Here is a 20,196-nt window from a genome sequence, read left to right on the forward strand (position 1 = left end):
CAAAAAACTTTATTATGAGAACAATGCTGTTGTTGTTTTGCTCTACCATTTTTAGTTTAACACCCAATGATATTATTTCACAGAATGCGAATGTTAAAATTAAGGAGAACAAAACAGTTACCATTGATGAAATCTTTGATATTATTCAGACGCAAACAGATTATAAATTTATATACCGTTCAGATCTTTTTAAGGATTTTCCTCTGGTTAATTTAAGTAAAAGTACTATTAAAGTACAAGACTTACTATCTAAAGCTGTTCCTAATGAAGATTATCATTTTGACTTACTTAAACATAAGACAATTGTAATCGAAAAAAAAGCCTCAAGAATAATACAAGAGGAAATTACTGGGAATGTTACTGATGAGAATAAGGTTCCTTTATTTAATGTAACTGTTCAAATTAAAGGGACTAGAAAGGGAGTACTAACAGATTTTGATGGTAATTACAGTATTAAAGGTCTTAAAACTACCGATGTGCTAGTTTTTTCTAGTTTGGGGTTTGAAACACAAAATATAAAGGTAGGCGACAAAAAAGTGATAAATGTTGTTTTAAAAGAGTCTGATAATGAGTTAGATGAAATAGTTGTTACAGGAAAGAAAGCAGTTAATACAGGATATCAAGTTGTTTCAAAGGCAAAATCTGTTGGTTCTTTTGAATCTGTAGGAGCCGAAGTAATAGAAACCAAATTTCAAACAAATATTTTAGAAAGAATAGAAGGGACTCTAAGCGGGTTATCTTTATATCGGGGTACTCCCGTAATTAGAGGGGTTTCCACAATCTTAGGAGAATCCTATCCTTTAATTATTTTAGATGGTGTGGTTTATAATGGTGATTTAGAGTCTATTAATCCTAACGATATAGAGAGTGTTTCGGTTTTAAAAGATGCTACAGCGGCTTCGATTTACGGTGTTAGAGCTGCAAATGGAGTTATTGTGGTAACTACTAAAGGAGGTGTTGTTGGTAAGCCAACTTTTAGCTATACATCATCATATCAAATAGAACCAAAGCCAAGTAGATCATATCAAAACTTAATGTCATCTTCCGAATTTGTAGATTATCAGATAGATATTTTTAATGTGACAGGTTCATCTGCGAGAAAAGATAAAAAGTTAGCTATGGATGAAGTCAATACTTTATTGTATGATCATCGTGATGGTTTAATTTCAGATGAGTATTTAAATTCTGAGTTAAATAGACTTAGGGGGTTAGATGGATATAGTCAAGTTGAGGATGAGTTAATAAGTTCAAAATATACACAACAACATAGCCTTGCATTAAGAGGGGGGACTAAAACCCATCAATATTCATTATCTTTAAATTATTCAAGTAGAGGTTCTTTTGAAGTAGATAGAGCTACTGAAACCATAGGGCTTAACGCAAAAAACTATTTTAAATTAAATGATTGGCTTAAATTTGATACGTCTCTTATAACTAGTTATGGTTTTTCAGATAATTATACAGGTATTTCAGGTGTTTCCTTATTAGGAGCTACAAGACTTCCTTATGAAGTGCTTAGAGATGAAGATGGAAATCCAGCGGAGTGGAATCACATTAAGAGTGATTGGGAGATTCAAAGACTTATTGGGTCAGGTTTATTAGATCAATCATATTATCCGTTGAACGAGTTAAATGAGGTACAGACAACAAGTAAAAGTCCTTCTGTTAATATAAATGTTGGAACAGAAATTAAGCTTTCAGAATCATTGAGTGTACAATTAAGAGGTCAATTACAGTATGGTAGAAGCCATAGTCAAATTTATACTTCAGGAGATAGTTATTCTGTTCGTAATATGATAAACAATGCTGCTCAAATAGTAGATGTAATTATTAATGATGTAATTACTGATCCTGTTTTAGTGGATCCAATTACTGGTGTCAAAACTGGAGGTGAAATTATTAATAACATTCCTTACGGAGGTCAAATTACAGAAACATTTAATGATAGAAATTCATATACGTTACGAGCGCAACTTAACTACTCTAAAGTATTTAATGATAAACATGATTTAAGGGTGCTTGTAGGGGGAGAAAGGAATAAAGCCATTACAGAAACATATGGATTTAAACGTTATGGTTTCGATCCTGATAATTTAACTTTTACCGCTGTAAATGAGTATACATTATCTCAACAGATTTTAGGAACAGAATCTACTTTAGGAGTTTTTACTTTGGGAGGGCAAACAGTTAACCAAATTACGGATAATAGATATATATCTGCTTATGGGAATATTTCGTACATGTTTGATGATAAATTAGGACTTAATGCAAGTGCAAGAATAGATGAATCTAATCTATTTGGTAAAAACCCTAAATATACATTTCGTCCGCTTTGGTCTTTTGGAGCAAACTATATCATAGACACACAGCCTGTGTCATGGCTAGATAGATTAAAACTTAGAGCCACCTATGGGATAAGTGGTAATGTTTATGATAATGGCGGGCCAGAGGCTATAGCATCACTTCTTACTACACCTAATGCTGCTGGAGAAACACAGGCTTATATATATTCTCCGCCAAATGAAGAGTTGAGATGGGAACAAACTTTTATAACAAATATAGCCTTAGATTTTGAGTTGTTTTCTAAGAAAATAACAGGTACTCTTGAATATTATAACAGGAATACCAAAGACGCCATTGCAAAGTTAGACACAGATCCTATTTTAGGCTGGTCTCAGGTTGCTAAAAATTATGCCTCATTAAATAATAGAGGTGTTGAACTTCAAATTAATGCACCATTTATAAGTACACAAGATTTTAGGTGGAGCGGTAATTTAATACTTAATTATAATAGAAATATAGTTACAGAGTTTATTCCAGAATATTCTACATTTTATGCGTATGATTATCTTTACGAAAATTATTTAGTAGAAGGACAAGCATTAAATGCAATTTATACGCTTCGTTATGCTGGCTTAGACGAGAAAGGAGCTCCATTAGCTTATAAAGCAGATGGTACTATTGTAGATTCTTATCTTGATTTAGAATTGGAAGATTTGAAAGTTGAAGGAACTAATGATCCTCCATATCATGCCTCTTTCACCAATAATATAAGCTATAAACAATTTAATCTTTCATTGCTTTTTATTTATTACGGAGGACATGTTCAGAGAGATGTAGCCGCAGGACAAACGCAAACATATACATATCCCTACTCATTAACACGTAATTTAGATAGGGTACATTTAAATTATTGGAAAGAGCCAGGTGATGAGGCTGATATATATACGGCACCAGCAATTAACTGGAATAATAGTGTTTCAAATCCTGACTTTGTTCCAAGTTCTCAAAGAAATATATGGACCTATGCAGATATACATGTTCAAAAGGCAGATTACGTTAAGCTAAGAAATATATCTTTAGCGTATAATACACCTAAAGCGATCTTAGAAAAAATTAATTTTTCTAGCTTAAGATTTACTTTTGATATTCGTAATCCTTTTCTCTGGACAAATAACAGAAATAATCTAGATCCTGAGGTTTGGACGGGCGATGGTGGTAGAGGAACTGCTATTATGCCAACATATACTTTTGCAATTAATTTAAGATTTTAAAAATTATGAAACATATTTATAAAAGAGTATTAGCGTTACTAATTATTTTTAATTTTTGTTCTTGTAGTGACTTTCTTGAAGTAATACCAAAAGGACAATTTATACCTTCAGAATATGAAGATTATGAATATTTATTGAATTATGAAAATCTTATATCTCAGACTCAATTGGGTTATGTCAATCTTTTTACGGATGATTTAGAAAAATCTTTAGATCCAGATATGCCAGATGTACTCGGTTTTACTGCAGTGCCTGATTTTGCTGTAAATTATTATTATTTTAACTCTGGACCTACTCATGAAGCTGATGTAAATGATCCTTTTTTTACATCAATGTATTCGCAAATTTACACGTTTGATTTTGTAGCAAATAATGTAATGGAGTCTACAGGTGGATCTGAAGAAGAAAAATCAGCTATTAGAGCAGAAGCTTTATTTGGTAGAGCATACAATTTTTTCAAATTAATAAATCTTTATGCAAAAGCCTACGATCCTGATACAGCTAGCACAGATTATGGTGTACCCCTAATTTTAGATGATAATATTTATGCAACCTATGGTAGAAATTCTGTAGAAGAAGTTTATAATCAAATAATTGATGATTTGTTAGAAGCTATTCCTTCTCTTCCCGTAACTGCCTCAAGTAATTTCCACCCAACAAAAGCTTCTGGTTATTTATTGTTATCTAAAGTTTATTTATTTATGGGGGGATTTGAAAATGCACTTACTTATGCAAATTTAGCTTTAGATAATAAAGGAGATTTTGAATTACAAGATTTGAAAATTTACATAGCTTTTGATGGAGGAGACTGGGGAGAAAGGATTTTTAATACTATAACATTTGGAGCAATGGAAAATATGGAAGACGTTGCAGAAAATATGTATATTAAAAATTCGTCAACTAATTTTAATGGAAGTGCTTTAGCTTCAGAAGAATTAGTAGATATATTTGAAAAAGATTTACCAAGTGGTTCAATTGATAAACGTAGAGATTTGTATTTTGAAACGGATAAAGCCTCTTTTGTTAATTTTATTTATTTTCCTGGTAGAACAATTTATGGAGCCTATGTAAATAGAAATGCAGGAATGTTGTTACCAGATTTATATCTTATTTTAGCAGAAGCAGAAGCTAGAGTTGGTAGTAAAGATAAAGCCATGGAGCATATAAACTACCTTAGAGATTATAGAATTACCAACAATGTGCCATTAACAGCGGCAACAGATGAAGAAGCTTTATTAATGGTGTTTGAAGAAAGAAGAAGAGAGCTTTGTTTTCTTTCTGATTATAGGTTTGTGGACCTAAAAAGGCTTAATAAAGAACCTGAATTTGCTAAAACAGTCACTCATACTGTACTAGGTGTAGATTACACATTACCTCCAAATGATCCAAGGTATATTTTACCAATTTCTAATGATGTAATACAATTTAATCCAGACCTTCCTTTATACGATAGATAAACAAAACATATGAAAAATATATTTATAATTTTAGTAACAGCATTATTATTTTCATCATTTCAAAAGCCCCAATACGTAATTAATGGTGTTTTTAAAGGCGGTGAAGGAAAAGAAATAGTATTAGAAGAACTTTCTAATTTAAGAGTTGTAAAACGTTTAGGTTCCGCTCATGTAGATGCGAATGGTAAATTTACTTTTATAGGAGACGCTTTTAACGAAATTAAAGAAGCCAGATTATCAATTGTAGGTACAAAGTTTAAAGAAGATTTTATTATTGAAGATGCGGTTGTTATTGATGTTAATATTCTAGCAAAAGTTGTTACAGAAAAATACACAAAATATCTTTTTGATTTAGAACGTGGAAAAGAAGATGCAGTCTATGCGAAGCTTAAAGCCAATTATAAAGATAGAAGAACTGTGTGGGGAGGTAAAAGTAATAGAGTAGTTGTAGCAAATAGAGAAGGAAAACTAAGTGATGAAGAGTTAGCAAAAACGCGGGCAAAATTTGATGCTGATTTTATTGATGAAACGCTCAATATTTTAGCTAATTATTCGGATAGTTATGGAGCTTATTTTTATATAAAAAACTATATGTTACGATTTGATCCGCTACCTGTAGTTGAAAAGGCATTTAACAACCTATCTGAGCGTATTAAGAATTCAAAAGAAGCAAAGGTTTTTAAATACGAGGTCGAAGAAATAAAAAGATCATTTGTAGGCGGTATCCCTAATGATTTTTCCATTCCTTCATTAGATGGAGGAGAAACTAGTTTGTATCAATATAGAGGTAAAGTATTGTTGATAGATTGTTGGGCAACTTGGTGCGGACCTTGTATTAAGGAAATGCCACATATAGGAGAAATATACAATGAATTTCATCCTAAAGGTTTAGAAGTTTTAGGAATATCTTATGATAGAAAGGAAACTAAATGGCATAATTTTTTAAAGAAAAATGAGTATGTTGTTTGGGATCAGGCTTCATCATTAAAAGAATGGAATTGTCCTTCAGCAAAAGTATTCGCAGTAAATACAATACCAGAAACTATTTTAATAGATAAAAATGGGGTAATTGTTGCTAGAGGCCTTAAAGGCAATAAACTTAAAGCAAAAATTAAAGAAATACTTGCAGTAGAGTAATATAAACTCATAAGAGTTTGATATAAATATAAAGGAACATACAAAACAGTAAAGAAAGGTGAAATCTCACCAAGTGTGTGAAGTTGATAAATATCGAGGGTTATAACCCTCGATATTTTTTTTGATTAAATTTATAAAGTTGAATAAAAAGCTTAATAAAATTATTTTCCATATTGTTGAGATGCTATTTGCTCAATCACTTTTAAGCCTTACATCGTTTAAAACCATTAATTTTTGTGTCTATTTTTACTTATTTCGCACGTATTTAATTTTAGTACATAAAGCTATATTCTACGTAAGAAAATATTATAGGAAATAAATCCTTATGTTTATTGTAGAATGAAGCCCTAGTTATTGATGTCAACCTCCTATAAGGTTAATAAAGAGCTATAACTAAAATATAAATACGGACGAGGTAAATAGCAAAAAAAGCTGTCTGAAAAGATAGTAGTGGTCGGAAGAAATTCTGACCACTTTTTTTATGTTTCTTTTTTAAAAATCATATTGGGGTCACCTCCAGTATGAGTTATAATTATTGCAATTGCAAGGTTTCTAATTTCCATTTTCATTCTTCTTTTAGCTGTTTTATATCCTAGATTATTGGCCTTTTTATATAGTAAAATTAGCATCGCAGTAATTAAGGACATGTAAATCATTACTTGTATACCGTTTTTATTTAATGATAAAAAATGTTTTAGGTTAAGTTCTTGCTTTATAAATCTAAAAAAGACTTCTATATCCCAACGTTTTCTATAATAATCTGTAATTTCTTTAGCAGACAAGTCCATAGCGTTAGTTATTATCCAAAATTCTTTTTCAGGCGTACTTTTACTTCTAGCTATGACAAGCCTCAATGGGTTTTCGACTTTTTCTTCTCTATAATGCGTATTTCCTTTGCTATTTTTTATAGGGACACCAGTATAGAACTTTACTATAGCGTCCTTTATCAATACAAGCTCCCCTAAGTCTTTTTGTTGATGTTCTTCTATAAGAGATTGTACCTGTTGATATTTTCTATTTTCCCTTGCTCTAACAATAAAAGAGATCTTTTGGTCATCAAATTTTTTCATGGTTCTGGAGGATTGTAACCCGCGATCTATCACATAAATATTATTATGGTCTTTTTGCTTTTTTACATGGTTAAGAATTGTTTTTGGTAATGCATTCTCCTCGGAAGTATAGGTTTGTGAATCAAATACTTCTATGCCACTAGGAAGTAGACCATCAAACAACATCGTATATTTAATAAATTTTTTACCATTATTTTGATCGATTCCTGCTTTTAGTTTTCCTGCTAGTTCAGAAACAATAGTACTATCTACACGTATCAGGTTATATTTAGTTTGCTCAATGGTACTATGTTGATTTGAAAATTGTTCATATATACAATCAAAAATCTCTTTAAAATAACCGACATCAATTTTAGAGAGTCTTTCAGAGATAGAACTCCTTCTAACGGTTTCTGAATTATCTAAGTTAAATAATGTTTTAAAAATAGGATCATTAAAGGTATCTTCTAAACTACGCTGGCTTAGTTTTTCATTTTCTAAAATACCATAAAGTAGCAGGTAAAACATTTTTTTGCCATGAAGAACCTTAGCATAATAATCTACTTTTGTGTTGGTGGATAATTGCGAAAGAAGTGACTCGGGAATGATGTGTAGCAATTCGTTTACAGAAATTTTATGATCTTTAAATACTGACATAAAGGATTGATTATTAGTATGTTAAGATACGAAAAACACATGTAAAAACCTAGATAAAACACTAAAAATCAGTCAGTTGAAGCTAATAAATTTAGAAATGTAAAAACAAAAAAGTCGGAAGAAAAAATCTTCCGACCACTACTATCTGAAAAGACAGCTTTTTTTGCTTTTAATCTATAAAAAAGGGATTAGTTTTTAACTACTATTTTTTTAGAAATTGAGTTAAAACCGTTATCTAATTTTAATAGATACAACCCTGAAGTTAAATTATGATTAATCACTTCATTTTCAATCGTACCTTTAAGTACTTTTTTACCTGTTACATTGTAAATAGTATAGTTAATTTCTCCTTCTAAAGTAGATTGAACATTGAAGTAATTAGTTGAAGGGTTTGGATAAATTGAAAGTGAACTATCTAATTCAAATTCAGAAGCGCTTAATATTGATGACGGATCAACACTAAATAATTCTCTTCCTATACTAAAAAAATCAATTTTAAAATCAGCTTCAAAATAAAGTTTATTGTTTAAAACAACAATATCATCAACATTGTCAATTAAACCAGATTCTACTGTCTCAATTGTTACTCCATCTGTTTTAAATAAGTTGTGTAAGTCAGAACTAGATCTTCCAGCGTAATATAAGTACCCATCACCAGGAGCAGCAAAATGCATGGGGTTATGATCACGTTCTATATTATATGGACCAGTAATATCTGTTAGAGAGTCCGCATCTGGGTCATATACATAAAGTTGATCAAAGACAGTGGTATCATTTTCAGGTTCAAGATCACCTTCAAAAAATAGTTTATCTTCCCAAACATATAAATCTCTAACGTCACCAATTGCAGCAGTTGTTGATACTTGCATTGTTCCGTCTGTGGTTCCATCAGTAATCCATAATTTACCATCAAACGAAAAGTAAACAGCGTCTCCTAGTTTTGTTAAATAAGACATAGATAAATACTCTAATTCACCATCTACAACCGTACCATCATCACCAAAATTTTTAATCAAGGTATAAGTTTGATCAGTAATATTGTATAAATATAATTCTGGTCCAAGAGGAGTTTCTCCTGCTATAGTATATTCCGTATTGAATAAAATAGAATTATCATCAAGAGCAATATAACCAGCATTATAACCAACGTTTACTGAACCTTCCCCGCTATCTGGTAGTTCTTTAAAGGTTTCACCATTAAACTCATAATAAGTACCAGTAAGATCAGTAAAATCAGCATTCCAAACATAAGATCTCATATAAGCTTTATCGCCAACAATAGTAGGTATTCCTGCTTGAAAATTATTATTAAATGAATTTGTTCCATCTTCTGTACCATCGGTAGTGTACATATTGTAACTAGCTGTTCCTGCATCGTATGCTTGAAAATATAATGCATTATTTAATATAAAAAAATTGCCTGGGTTAGAATCAGCATCAGTTCCATCAAGATCTTTTACTAACTTTGTTTCAGTTTCAGTACCATCAGAAACCCATAGTTCGTTACCAACATCTGTTTCACCAGTATTAGATCCAGATGAATCATCTGCAGCAAAATAAAGTTTTCCATTAAATGCAAATAAACTTGTTGGAGAAGAAGGTTTAGTACCAGGATTAATGTCTTTTACAAGTGTGATATGTGTGGTTTGTGAGTTTGCTATACCTGAAAGTAATAGTATAGCATAAAAGTAAATTTGTTTCATTCTTTATTAGTTTTTAAAGTTATATTATTAATAATACGTTAAGTTATTGTTTTACCCTTAGCCTATTTTTATTTTTTTTTGAAATTTTTAAAACTAAATCTTGTATTTTTCTTGTTTTGTTGTTAAAAATTCATAGAATCGCTTATTTTGTTTTGTTTTATGTAATAGTTTTTTAGAAAAAAAAATCAGAAAACCTGTGTGTCTTTGATGGTGGGCTTTTAACGTTTAATTATTGTGTAATAATAAGGTGTTTTTGTTTTAAATAGTTTTTAAAAACAGATGAGATAATTATGTTGAAACTTATAAGTTACGTTGCTTAGTTTCTGTCTATACATATTTAATTAATAAACTGTAGATTGGCATACTTGATGTGATACTGAAAGTTTAATAATCAGTAATTGCCTGATAAGATTTAATTTGATTTCCAGAAAAAATATTTTTAATGACCTAAGATTAAGCTAATGTATAATGTATTTGTGTATAGACTAAAATTAGGTAGTTTTTATAAGGTTTTTGATAACCATAATAAAAAGTGCAGAGATTAATAATGCAGTTAATATATAGTTTTAACCAAAACTAGAGCGATAGTAAGCTGGTTACTGTTTAATAACATATTTATAGATGAATAACAAAAATAAATTATCTTCATTAAAAGCTTTTCGTATTTTTTTATAAGCGGTATACATGTGAGACTCTACTGTTTTTACAGAAATATCTAATTGTTCCGAAATTTCCTTATACTTAAGACCTTGAAACTTATTCATATACAAAATCTGTTTGCATTGTTCTGGTAGTGTTTCTATTATATTTTTTAATTTAATAATACGTTTTTCTAGAGCTTCAGGGTCTTCTGCAATTCTCTCTCTAAGAGCTTGTTCTTTAAGTTCATTAAAAAAAGCATCTCTTTTTTTTTGTTTTCTGTAAATATCAATATAAGTGTTGTATGTTATTCTGTACAAATAACTTTTAATAGATTTTTCAGTATTTATTTTTAATCTATTCTTCCAAAGTATTATAAATGTTTGCTGTACAATATCTTCTGTTTCGTGTAAATCGTGAGTATAGGTAACAGAATAATCTAAAAGTTTTTTATAATAACGCTCAAACAATATCTTAAATGCCTTTCTATTGCCTTTTTTTATATTTTTAGCCAATATAGAGTCGTTTGAGAGAGCTTTCAAATTAATTTTTTACATTTTTAATTATAAAGTACAAATATGCTAAAAAAAAATAAAATTAAGCTAAGGGTAAAACAATAAATTAACGTATTGATTATACAAACTAAATTAAAACAAACAAACAGTTGAAAAAACTAACAATAAAATATATAACAAATACAATATCTTCAAAAGAGCTAAGTGAACTTAAAGTATTGTTAAGAGAAAAGAAAAACCAAGACCTTTTTAAAGACTATATAAAAGATTATTATGATATCCATACATTACTAAATAAACCAGATATAGATAGTGCCTATAAAAAAATATGGGACACAATAAATGAAAAGGAGCAACCAAGGCAGTATGTTTTACCAAGTTGGTTTAAATATTCTGCTGCGGCTTTAATAGTTCTTATGTTTTCATTGTCTTATTTCTTTATAAACAATCAAAAACCAATTAATAATTTAAATTCTTTTGAAGAAGTCGTAAGCCCTGGTGTTGATAAAGCCACTTTAACTCTTGAAGATGGTTCTAGTGTTGTTTTAGAAAAAGGACAGCATTATAATACAGAAGATGTTGAAAGTAATGGAGAACAAATAGTATATAATAAAAAAGGAAGTACCAGTATTTCGTACAACTACCTTACTGTGCCAAGAGGCGGTAAGTTTGAGGTAAAGTTAGCAGATGATACGCAGGTTTGGTTAAATTCTGAATCAAAATTAAAATACCCTGTAACCTTTAAAAAAGGAGAAACCCGTCAAGTAACCCTTGTATATGGCGAAGCTTATTTTGATGTGTCTCCTAGCGAAAATCATAATGGAGCAACTTTTAAAGTTGTATCTAATCTGCAAGAAGTAGAAGTGTTAGGTACAGAATTTAATATAAAAGCTTATAAAGATGAAAAAAGTGTCTATACCACTTTGGCCGAAGGTAAAGTGTCTGTAAGAAATGACGTTTTTAAAGAAAAACTAAACGTAGGTGAACAATCTGTTTTAAATGAAGTAACAAGTAATATTAAAATTAAAACTGTTAATGTTTATAATGAAACAGCTTGGAGAGAAGGTATATTTTCTTTTAAAAATAAGCCTCTAAAGGAAATTATGAAAGCTTTGTCTAGATGGTATGATGTAGATATAATTATTAAAAACAAAAAACTTGAAGATATAAGATTTAATGGGGTCTTAAGTAAAAGTATGAATCTAGAAGAAATTTTAGAACCTATTAAAAGAAATATTAATCTAAATTATAAAGTATATGATGACAAAATAGTTCTGGAATAAAAAAAGAGACGAGGTTTATACCGCTCAAAGTAAATTAACCTCATCCCCTAGATTTAAATACATTAATTAAATAAATAACTAATGCCTAACAAATTTATGAATTTTAATTTTACTAAAGAATTTTACTTTTTTAGGAAAACAACAAAAAACTTTATTATGAGAACAATGCTGTTGTTGTTTTGCTCTACCATTTTTGGTTTTACACCCATTGACATTATTTCACAGAATGTGAATGTTAAAATTAAGGAGAACAAAATAGTTACCATTGATGAAATCTTTGATATTATTCAGACGCAAACAGATTATAAGTTTATATACCGTTCAGATCTTTTTAAGGATTTCCCTTTGGTTAATTTGAGCAAAAGTACCATTAAAGTAAAAGATTTACTATCTAAAGCTGTTTCTAATGTAGATTATCATTTTGAACTACTTAAACATAATACAATTGTAATCGAAAAAAAAGTTTCAAGAAAAATACAAGAGGAAATTACTGGGAATGTTACTGATGAGAATAAGGTTCCTTTATTCAATGTAACTGTTCAAATTAAAGGGACTAGAAAGGGAGTTCTAACAGATTTCGATGGTAATTATAGTATTAAAGGTCTTATGACTAATGATGTGTTAATTTTTTCTAGTATGGGATTTGAAACACAAAGTATAAAGGTAGGTGACAAAAAAGTGATAAATGTTGTTTTAAAAGAGTCTGATAATGAGTTAGATGAAATAGTTGTAACAGGCAAGAAAATAGTTAATACAGGATATCAAGTTCTTTCAAAGGCAAAATCTATAGGTTCTTTTGAATCTGTAGGAGCCGAATTAATAGAAACTAAATTTCAAACAAATATTTTAGAAAGAATAGAAGGGACTATAAGCGGGTTATCTTTATATCGAGGTACTCCCGTAATTAGAGGGGTTTCCACACTTTATGGAGAAGATTATCCTTTAATTGTTTTAGATGGCGTGATTTATGAAGGCGATTTAGAATCTATTAATCCTAGCGATATAGAGAATGTTTCGGTTTTAAAAGATGCTACAGCGGCTTCGATTTACGGTGTTAGAGCTGCAAATGGAGTTATTGTGGTAACTACTAAGCAAGATGTTGTTGGTAAGCCAAGATTTAGCTATAGATCATCATATCAAATAGAGCCACTACCAAGTCGATCATATCAAAACTTAATGTCATCTGCCGAATTTGTTGATTATCAGTTAGCAATCTGGAATACCATAGCTGCTCATAATACCCCAGAACAAATGTATGATTTAAGAAAAGATATAACGTTAGCTATGGATGAAGTTAATACATTATTGTTTGATAATTTGGGGGGAGGTATTTCAGACGAGTATTTAAATTCTGAGTTAAATAGACTTAGGGGGCAAGATGGATATGATCAAGTTGTAGATGAGTTATTAACTTCAAAATATACACAACAACATAACTTTTCATTAAGAGGTGGAACTGAAGCCCATCGATATGCAGTATCTCTTAATTATACAAGTAATGGTTCTTTTGAAATTGATAGGCCTAGTGAAAGAATAGGGCTTAACGTAAAAAATTATTTTAAATTAAACGATCGGTTTAAGTTTGATCTGTCTATTTTAGGTAGTTATAATTATTCAGATAATTATACGGGTATTACTGGTCTTAATTTAATAGGTTCCTCAAGACTTCCTTATGAAGTGCTTAGAGATGAAGATGGAAATCCAGCGGAGTGGAATCACATTAAGAGTGATTGGGAGATTCAAAGACTTATTGGATCAGGTTTATTAGATCAATCGTATTATCCTTTGAACCAATTGGAGGAAAGTAGAACACAAGTTAAAAGACCTTCTATTGTTATAAATTTCGGAGCAAATATTAAGCTTTCAGAAGCATTGAGTTTAGATTTAAGGGGGCAACAAGAGATTGGTAAAACCCGTAGTACAAGGTATTCTTCAGGAAATTCTTATACTGTTCGTAATATGATAAACGATGCTGCTCAAATAGTAGATGTGGTTGTTGGGGGTGTAACTGATCCTGTTTTAGAGGATCCAATTACTGGTGTCAAAACTGGAGGTGAAATTATTCATAATGTCCCTATTGGAGGTCAAGTTTCAGAATCATTTACAGATAGGAGTTCATATACTTTACGGGCGCAACTTAACTATAATAAGTCATTTAATCAAAAACATGATGTAAGCTTTCTTCTTGGTGGAGAAAGAAGACAAGTAGTTACTGATGGCTATGGATTTACACGTTATGGTTATGATCCTGATAATTTAACTTTTGTTGCTGTAGATGAAGCTAAGATGAGTTTACGGATTACTGATACAGAAGCTGTTCTAAACAATTTTCTTTTACCATCACAAGCTTCTTACACAAATTCAATTGATAGATATGTATCTGTTTACGGAAATGCTTCCTACATGTTTGATGATAAATTAGGACTTAATGTAAGTGCAAGAATAGACGAGTCTAATTTATTTGGTAAAAACCCTAAATATGCATATCGTCCGCTTTGGTCTTTTGGTGCAAACTACATCATAGACACACAACCTGTGTCATGGCTTGATAGATTAAAAATTAGAGCTACCTATGGGATAAGCGGTAATGTTTTTGATAACAGTGGACCAGATGCTTTGGCAACAGCTTCTGATATTCCTAATGATGCGGGAGAAGACTATGCTAGTATAAGTTCTCCGCCAGTTGAAGAGTTGAGATGGGAACAAACTTTTATAACTAATCTAGCTATAGATTATGAGTTGTTTTCTAAGAAATTAAGAGGTACTATTGAACTTTATGATAGAAGTACCAAAGACGCTGTTGCACGTGTAGACGCAGATCCTATTTTAGGTTGGACTAATGTTCCTAAAAATTATGCCTCATTAAACAATAGAGGTATTGAATTAAGTTTTAATACACAATTTATAAATACTCAGGACTTTGGATGGAGTGGTAATTTAATTCTTAATTATAATAGAAATAAAGTTACAGAGTATATTGATGAACAAGGTGTAGATCCATATGATTATCTTTCCGATAATCAATTAAGAGAGGGTCAAGAGTTAAATACACTTTATTCGCTTCGCTATGCTGGCTTAAACGAGAATGGGGCTCCATTACTTTATAAAGCAGATGGTACTATTACAGACAGTTATCTTGAGTTAGAATTGGAAGATTTGATAGATGAAGGAACTTATGATCCTCCATATCATGCAGCATTCACTAATAATATAACGTATAAACAATTTAATCTTTCTTTTCTTTTTATTTATTATGGAGGACATGTTCAGAGAGATGTAGCTGCAGGGCATTATCCATCATATAAATATCCCTGGTCATTAACTCGTAATGTAGATAGGATACATTTAAATTATTGGAAAGAGCCAGGTGATGAGGCGGATATATATACGGCACCAGCAATTAATTGGGATAGCTCAGGCAGTGATGGTCATGTTCCAAGTGATCAAAGAAATATATGGACCTATGCAGATATACATGTTCAAAAGGCAGATTACGTTAAGCTAAGAAATATATCTTTAGCCTATAATGCACCTAAAGCAATCTTAGAAAAAATTAATTTTTCTAATTTGAGATTAACTTTTGATGTTCGTAACCCTTTTCTCTGGACAAATAACAGAAATAATCTAGACCCTGAAGCTTGGTCTGAAGATGGTAGTAGAGGAACTGGGGTTATGCCAACATATACTTTTGCAATTAATTTTAATTTTTAAAAATAATGAAACATATTTATAAAATAGTATTAGCATTACTAATTATTTTAAATTTCTATTCTTGTGATGACTTCTTAGAGGTAAAACCAAAAGGAGAATTTATACCTAGAAATCATGAAGATTTTGTACTTCTATTGAGTGATCCAAGTCTTGTAAATCAGTTCGATATGGGCAATGTTAATCTTTTTACGGATGATTTAGAAAAATCATCTGAGCCATATATGCCAATTGGTCTTAGCTTTTTTAATCTCTCAGATTATGGTGTAAATTATTATTATTTTAACTCTGGACCTACATATCTAGATGATGAAGATGATGCTTTTTTTATAGCATCTTATGAACAAATTTACACCTATGATTATGTGGCAAGCGAGGTAATGGAAGTTACAGATGCATCTGAAGAAGATAAATTAGCGGTTAGAGCAGAAGCCTTATTTGGTAGAGCATACACTTTTTTCAAATTAATAAACCTTTATGCAGTAGCCTACGATTCTGATACAGCTAGTACAGATTATGGTGTGCCTCTAATTTTAGAAAGTAATATTTATGCAGAATATGGTAGGAATACTGTAGAAGAAGTTTATAATCAAATAATTAAGGATTTGTTAGAAGCTAGTACTTATCTTCCCGTAACTGCCTCAAGTAATTTACACCCAACAAAAGCTTCTGGTTATTTACTGTTAGCTAAGGTATATTTATTTATGAGGCAATTTGATAATGCACTTACTTATGCAAATTTAGCTTTAGATAATAAAGAAAATTTTGAATTGCAAGATTTAAAAAATTACAGTGCTGGTTTTGGTACGGAGGATAGAATTACGAACACAAATACTGGATTAGTAATGGAAGATATATATGATATATCAGAAAACATGTATATCAAAATATCGCTTAATAATTTTGAAGGAGAGGCTTTAGCAACAGAAGAGTTAGTAGATGTGTATGAAAAAGATTTACCAACTGGTTCAATAGATAAACGTAGAGATTTGTATTTTGATACTGATTGGTCGGAATATGAACAATTTGATAAAGTTTATCTTTTTGGTAGGACTATTTTTTCTAACTTTGTGAGAAGAAATGCAGGAATGTTGTTACCAGACCTATATCTTATTTTAGCGGAAGCAGAAGCTAGAGTTGGTAGTAAAGATAAAGCCATGGAGTATATAAACTATCTTAGAGATTATAGAATTACCGACAATGTGGCATTAACAGCTGCAACGAATGACGAAGCTTTATTAATGGTTTTAGAAGAAAGAAGAAGAGAGCTTTCTTTTCTTTCTGATTTTAGGTTTGTGGATCTTAAAAGGCTTAATAAAGAACCTCAATTTGCTAAAACAATAACTCATACTATCGAAGGTGTAGATTACACATTACCACCAAACGATTTAAGGTATGTTTTACCTCTTGCTAATACTGTTATAGATTTTAATCCAGATATGCCTCAATATGATAGGTAAATAAAGGATTTTATACTGACTATCACTCTTGGTAAACCCTAGGGTGATAGTTAGTTTTATACCCAATCAAGTTAAGCGCAGATTTTGTCTTTGAAGGCAGAAACTGCATTTTTTATTTTACCACAACCATAACTAAAAAAAAGCAATTCTAACCTCTCCAAAGGAGAGGTTAATTGGAAACCCCGACCCAAGGGTCGGAGAATTTTTAGATTAAACATGAACAACATGAAAAAGACAAAAACTATAACTATAATTCTATTAATAGCATTATTGTTTTCTTGTAATCAAAAAACACCTCAGTACACAATTAATGGAATTTTTAAAGACGGCATAGGGGAGTTACTTATTTTAGAGGATGTTTCAGATAAATATTCAATTAAAACTATAGACTCTATGCGTGTTGATGCTAATGGGAATTTTTCATTTAGCGGGCCTTCATTTGGAGAAATAAAAGAAGTTAGATTATCCATAGCAGGAACTAGATTTAAAGACGAGATACTTATTGAGGATACCATTGTTAATGTAAATATTATACAAAAAGTCATTACAGAAAAATATACGAAGTCTATTTTTAAAGTAGAAAGAAGCAAAGAAGATGCCTTATATGCTAAACTTAAAGCTAATTATAAAGAAAGAAGAAATATATGGGGAGGAAAAACAAACAAGCTAGTAGTAGCGAATAAGAAGGAGGAAATTGGTGATGAAGAGTTGGCAAAAGCATGTGAAAAATTAGACGTAGATTTTATTACCGAGATGTTAGATACGCTATCCAATTATCCAAATAATTATGCAACTGCTTTTTATATAAAAAATTATATGTTAGGCTATGATCCGTTACCATCGGTTGAAGAAGCATTCAGTAATTTGACTGATAATATAAAGAACTCAAAAGAAGCAACACCAATAACATCACGTTTAGAAGTCATAAAAAGATCATTTGTAGGAGGTACCCCTGATGATTTTTCCATTCCTTCATTAGATGGAGGAGAAACTAGTTTGTATCAATACAGAGGTAAAGTATTGTTGATAGATTGTTGGGCAACTTGGTGTGGCCCCTGTATTAAGGAAATGCCACATATAGGAGAAATATACAATGAATTTCATCCTAAAGGTTTAGAAGTTTTAGGAATATCTTATGATAGAAAGGAAACTAAATGGCGTAATTTTTTAAAGAAAAATGAGTATGTTGTTTGGGATCAGGCTTCATCATTAAAAGAATGGAATTGTCCTTCAGCAAAAGTATTCGCAGTAAATACAATACCAGAAACTATTTTAATAGATAAAAATGGGGTAATTGTTGCTAGAGGCCTTAAAGGCGATAAACTTAAAACAAAAATTAAAGAAATACTTGCTGTAGAGTAATTTATACTTTCGAGAAATGTAATTATGATTTTATAAAATTCTTTAGTCCTTGTTTCATCACAATTTTAGTACCCAGTTAATGATATTAAAAAAGAATAAGGAATGCACTTTTTACAAAACAGTTATTTAAAATAAAATTATTACGTCGTGCATGTAGATAATCATAAAATTTTATTTTGAAAAGTCTTTGTTTGGAGAAATAAAGAAAATCTAAGTCACCAGTTTATACATAAGTAAATACAATTAACACATATTTTATTATTCCATCAAATGAAAAAAACAATATTAAGTTTAGCATTAGTTTTAAGTCTAATTGCTTGTAAAAAAGAAACTCCAGTAGACTATGCTTTATTTTCTGCTAAAATTGAAAATTATAAATCTAGACAAATAACTTTAACCAAAGTAGAGTCTCTTAAAAAGAAAATTTTGAGAGATACTAATGGTGTTTTCTTAGATACTATTAAGAATAACGAAGGGCTTTATTTGCTCAAAGCAGGTAAAAACAGTGTTAATATTTATTTGAATAACGGAAATGATATTAATCTTACAGCCGATTCTAAAGATTTTAATAATTCTCTTAAAATTTCAGGGAAAGGTGCGGGAACTACAAATTATCTACTGTTAAAAAATAAAACAAAAATACAGAAAGCAGATGAAGAAGCATTATACGTATTAGAGGAGGGCGAATTTAAAAATAAAGTCAAAAATATAAGCACTTTATTAAATACTGCATTAGACACTATGGAGGGGATAGACCCTGCCTTTAAAGCGTTAGAAAAACGTAAAAACAATTATAACTACTTGTTAGAGTTATCAAAATATGCAACAGGTAAACATCTTTATTGGACTAAAAAGAACGACTATGAGCCATCAGAAGGTTTTTTAGCAGAATTAAAGACCTTAGATGTAAATAATGAAGCAGATTTTATGAGTTTTAATACATATAAACAGCTAGTTACAGCGCACTATATTGATGAAATTAAAGATTTATCTAAAAAAGACTCAATTTCCTTTATGCTTGCAAAGCTTAAAATACATGGAGCTATTCCAAATAAAACCATTAAAAATGAATTGATATTTACTGGAGCTGAATATGGAATGAGGAAAGCAGATGATGTTGAAGCATATTACCAAATATTTATGAAAGCATCAACAAATGCAGAAAACAATGCTAAAATCACTAAAGTTTACAATGAGTTAAAGGTAATAAGTAAAGGACAACCCTCTCCAAAATTCGCAAATTATGAAAAGCATTCAGGAGGTACTTTGTCATTAGACGATCTTAAAGGACAATATGTTTATATAGATGTTTGGGCAACTTGGTGTGTGCCTTGTATTAAAGAAATACCAGATTTAAAGCGTGTTGAAAAAGCGTATCATGGAAAGAATATCGTTTTTTTAAGTATATCCATAGATGAAGCTAAAAATCACGATAAGTGGAAAACCATGGTTAAAAATAAAGATCTAGGAGGAATTCAGGTCATTGCAGATAAAGGAGGGAAATCTCAATTCCTCGAAGACTATTTTATTTCTTCTATTCCACGTTTTATATTATTAGATCCAGAAGGGAAAATAGTATCTAGTAAAGCACCACGCCCTTCAAACCCAGAATTAATAGATTTATTTAATGAGTTAAATATTTAAATGAATACGCTGTGCATTTCTAAATAGC

Annotated in this window: 11 protein-coding genes; 8 read left to right on the forward strand and 3 right to left on the reverse strand. The window is 30.4% G+C overall.

The genetic code is table 11. The features are described 5' to 3' along the window. The first annotated feature begins 14 nt into the window (after nucleotides 1-14). Genes Q4Q40_RS06260 through Q4Q40_RS06270 form a run of 3 tightly spaced genes read left to right on the forward strand, consistent with a single transcriptional unit; the run spans nucleotide 15 to nucleotide 6,148 of the window. Nucleotides 15-3,554, forward strand: coding sequence for a SusC/RagA family TonB-linked outer membrane protein (locus Q4Q40_RS06260; RefSeq protein ID WP_303300929.1), 3,540 nt, complete (start codon nucleotides 15-17; stop codon nucleotides 3,552-3,554). A 5-nt stretch (nucleotides 3,555-3,559) separates the two neighbouring features. Then, entirely contained in the window at nucleotides 3,560-5,011 is a 1,452-nt protein-coding gene (locus Q4Q40_RS06265) for a RagB/SusD family nutrient uptake outer membrane protein (protein WP_303300930.1), read from the forward strand. Between the two features lie 9 nt (nucleotides 5,012-5,020). Then, nucleotides 5,021-6,148: a TlpA disulfide reductase family protein gene (locus Q4Q40_RS06270; protein WP_303300931.1), complete on the forward strand. Its 1,128-nt coding sequence runs from the start codon at nucleotides 5,021-5,023 to the stop codon at nucleotides 6,146-6,148. 479 nt (nucleotides 6,149-6,627) lie between these two features. On the opposite strand, the gene Q4Q40_RS06275 is transcribed toward Q4Q40_RS06270, so the two are convergent. The 3 genes from Q4Q40_RS06275 to Q4Q40_RS06285 all read right to left on the reverse strand — a co-directional run bounded on the left by Q4Q40_RS06275 (nucleotide 6,628) and on the right by Q4Q40_RS06285 (nucleotide 10,711). Then, on the reverse strand, nucleotides 6,628-7,854 hold the full coding sequence (locus tag Q4Q40_RS06275; protein WP_303300932.1) for an IS4 family transposase: 1,227 nt from the start codon (nucleotides 7,852-7,854) through the stop codon (nucleotides 6,628-6,630). A 188-nt stretch (nucleotides 7,855-8,042) separates the two neighbouring features. After that, nucleotides 8,043-9,557, reverse strand: a complete 1,515-nt coding sequence (locus Q4Q40_RS06280; RefSeq protein ID WP_303300933.1) for a T9SS type A sorting domain-containing protein — start codon at nucleotides 9,555-9,557, stop codon at nucleotides 8,043-8,045. Between the two features lie 596 nt (nucleotides 9,558-10,153). Further along, the gene (locus tag Q4Q40_RS06285; RefSeq protein WP_303300934.1) at nucleotides 10,154-10,711 is read right to left on the reverse strand and encodes an RNA polymerase sigma factor; all 558 of its coding nucleotides are present in this window, start codon (nucleotides 10,709-10,711) and stop codon (nucleotides 10,154-10,156) included. Nucleotides 10,712-10,860: 149 nt separating this feature from the next. Between Q4Q40_RS06285 and Q4Q40_RS06290 the strand changes: the two genes are divergently transcribed. From Q4Q40_RS06290 to Q4Q40_RS06310, 5 genes are all read left to right on the forward strand, one after another. Next, nucleotides 10,861-11,994: a FecR family protein gene (locus Q4Q40_RS06290; RefSeq protein WP_303300935.1), complete on the forward strand. Its 1,134-nt coding sequence runs from the start codon at nucleotides 10,861-10,863 to the stop codon at nucleotides 11,992-11,994. Between the two features lie 156 nt (nucleotides 11,995-12,150). Beyond that, nucleotides 12,151-15,705: a SusC/RagA family TonB-linked outer membrane protein gene (locus Q4Q40_RS06295; protein WP_303300936.1), complete on the forward strand. Its 3,555-nt coding sequence runs from the start codon at nucleotides 12,151-12,153 to the stop codon at nucleotides 15,703-15,705. 5 nt (nucleotides 15,706-15,710) lie between these two features. Then, nucleotides 15,711-17,162 (forward strand): RagB/SusD family nutrient uptake outer membrane protein, encoded by a 1,452-nt coding sequence (locus Q4Q40_RS06300; protein WP_303300937.1) that lies wholly within the window; start codon nucleotides 15,711-15,713, stop codon nucleotides 17,160-17,162. A 225-nt stretch (nucleotides 17,163-17,387) separates the two neighbouring features. Next, nucleotides 17,388-18,524 (forward strand): TlpA family protein disulfide reductase, encoded by a 1,137-nt coding sequence (locus tag Q4Q40_RS06305; RefSeq protein ID WP_303300938.1) that lies wholly within the window; start codon nucleotides 17,388-17,390, stop codon nucleotides 18,522-18,524. Between the two features lie 270 nt (nucleotides 18,525-18,794). Then, nucleotides 18,795-20,168 (forward strand): TlpA family protein disulfide reductase, encoded by a 1,374-nt coding sequence (locus Q4Q40_RS06310; RefSeq protein ID WP_303300939.1) that lies wholly within the window; start codon nucleotides 18,795-18,797, stop codon nucleotides 20,166-20,168. The last annotated feature ends 28 nt before the right edge of the window (nucleotides 20,169-20,196 follow it).

The organism is Flavivirga jejuensis (genome assembly GCF_030540765.1).
Classification (GTDB): domain Bacteria; phylum Bacteroidota; class Bacteroidia; order Flavobacteriales; family Flavobacteriaceae; genus Flavivirga; species Flavivirga jejuensis.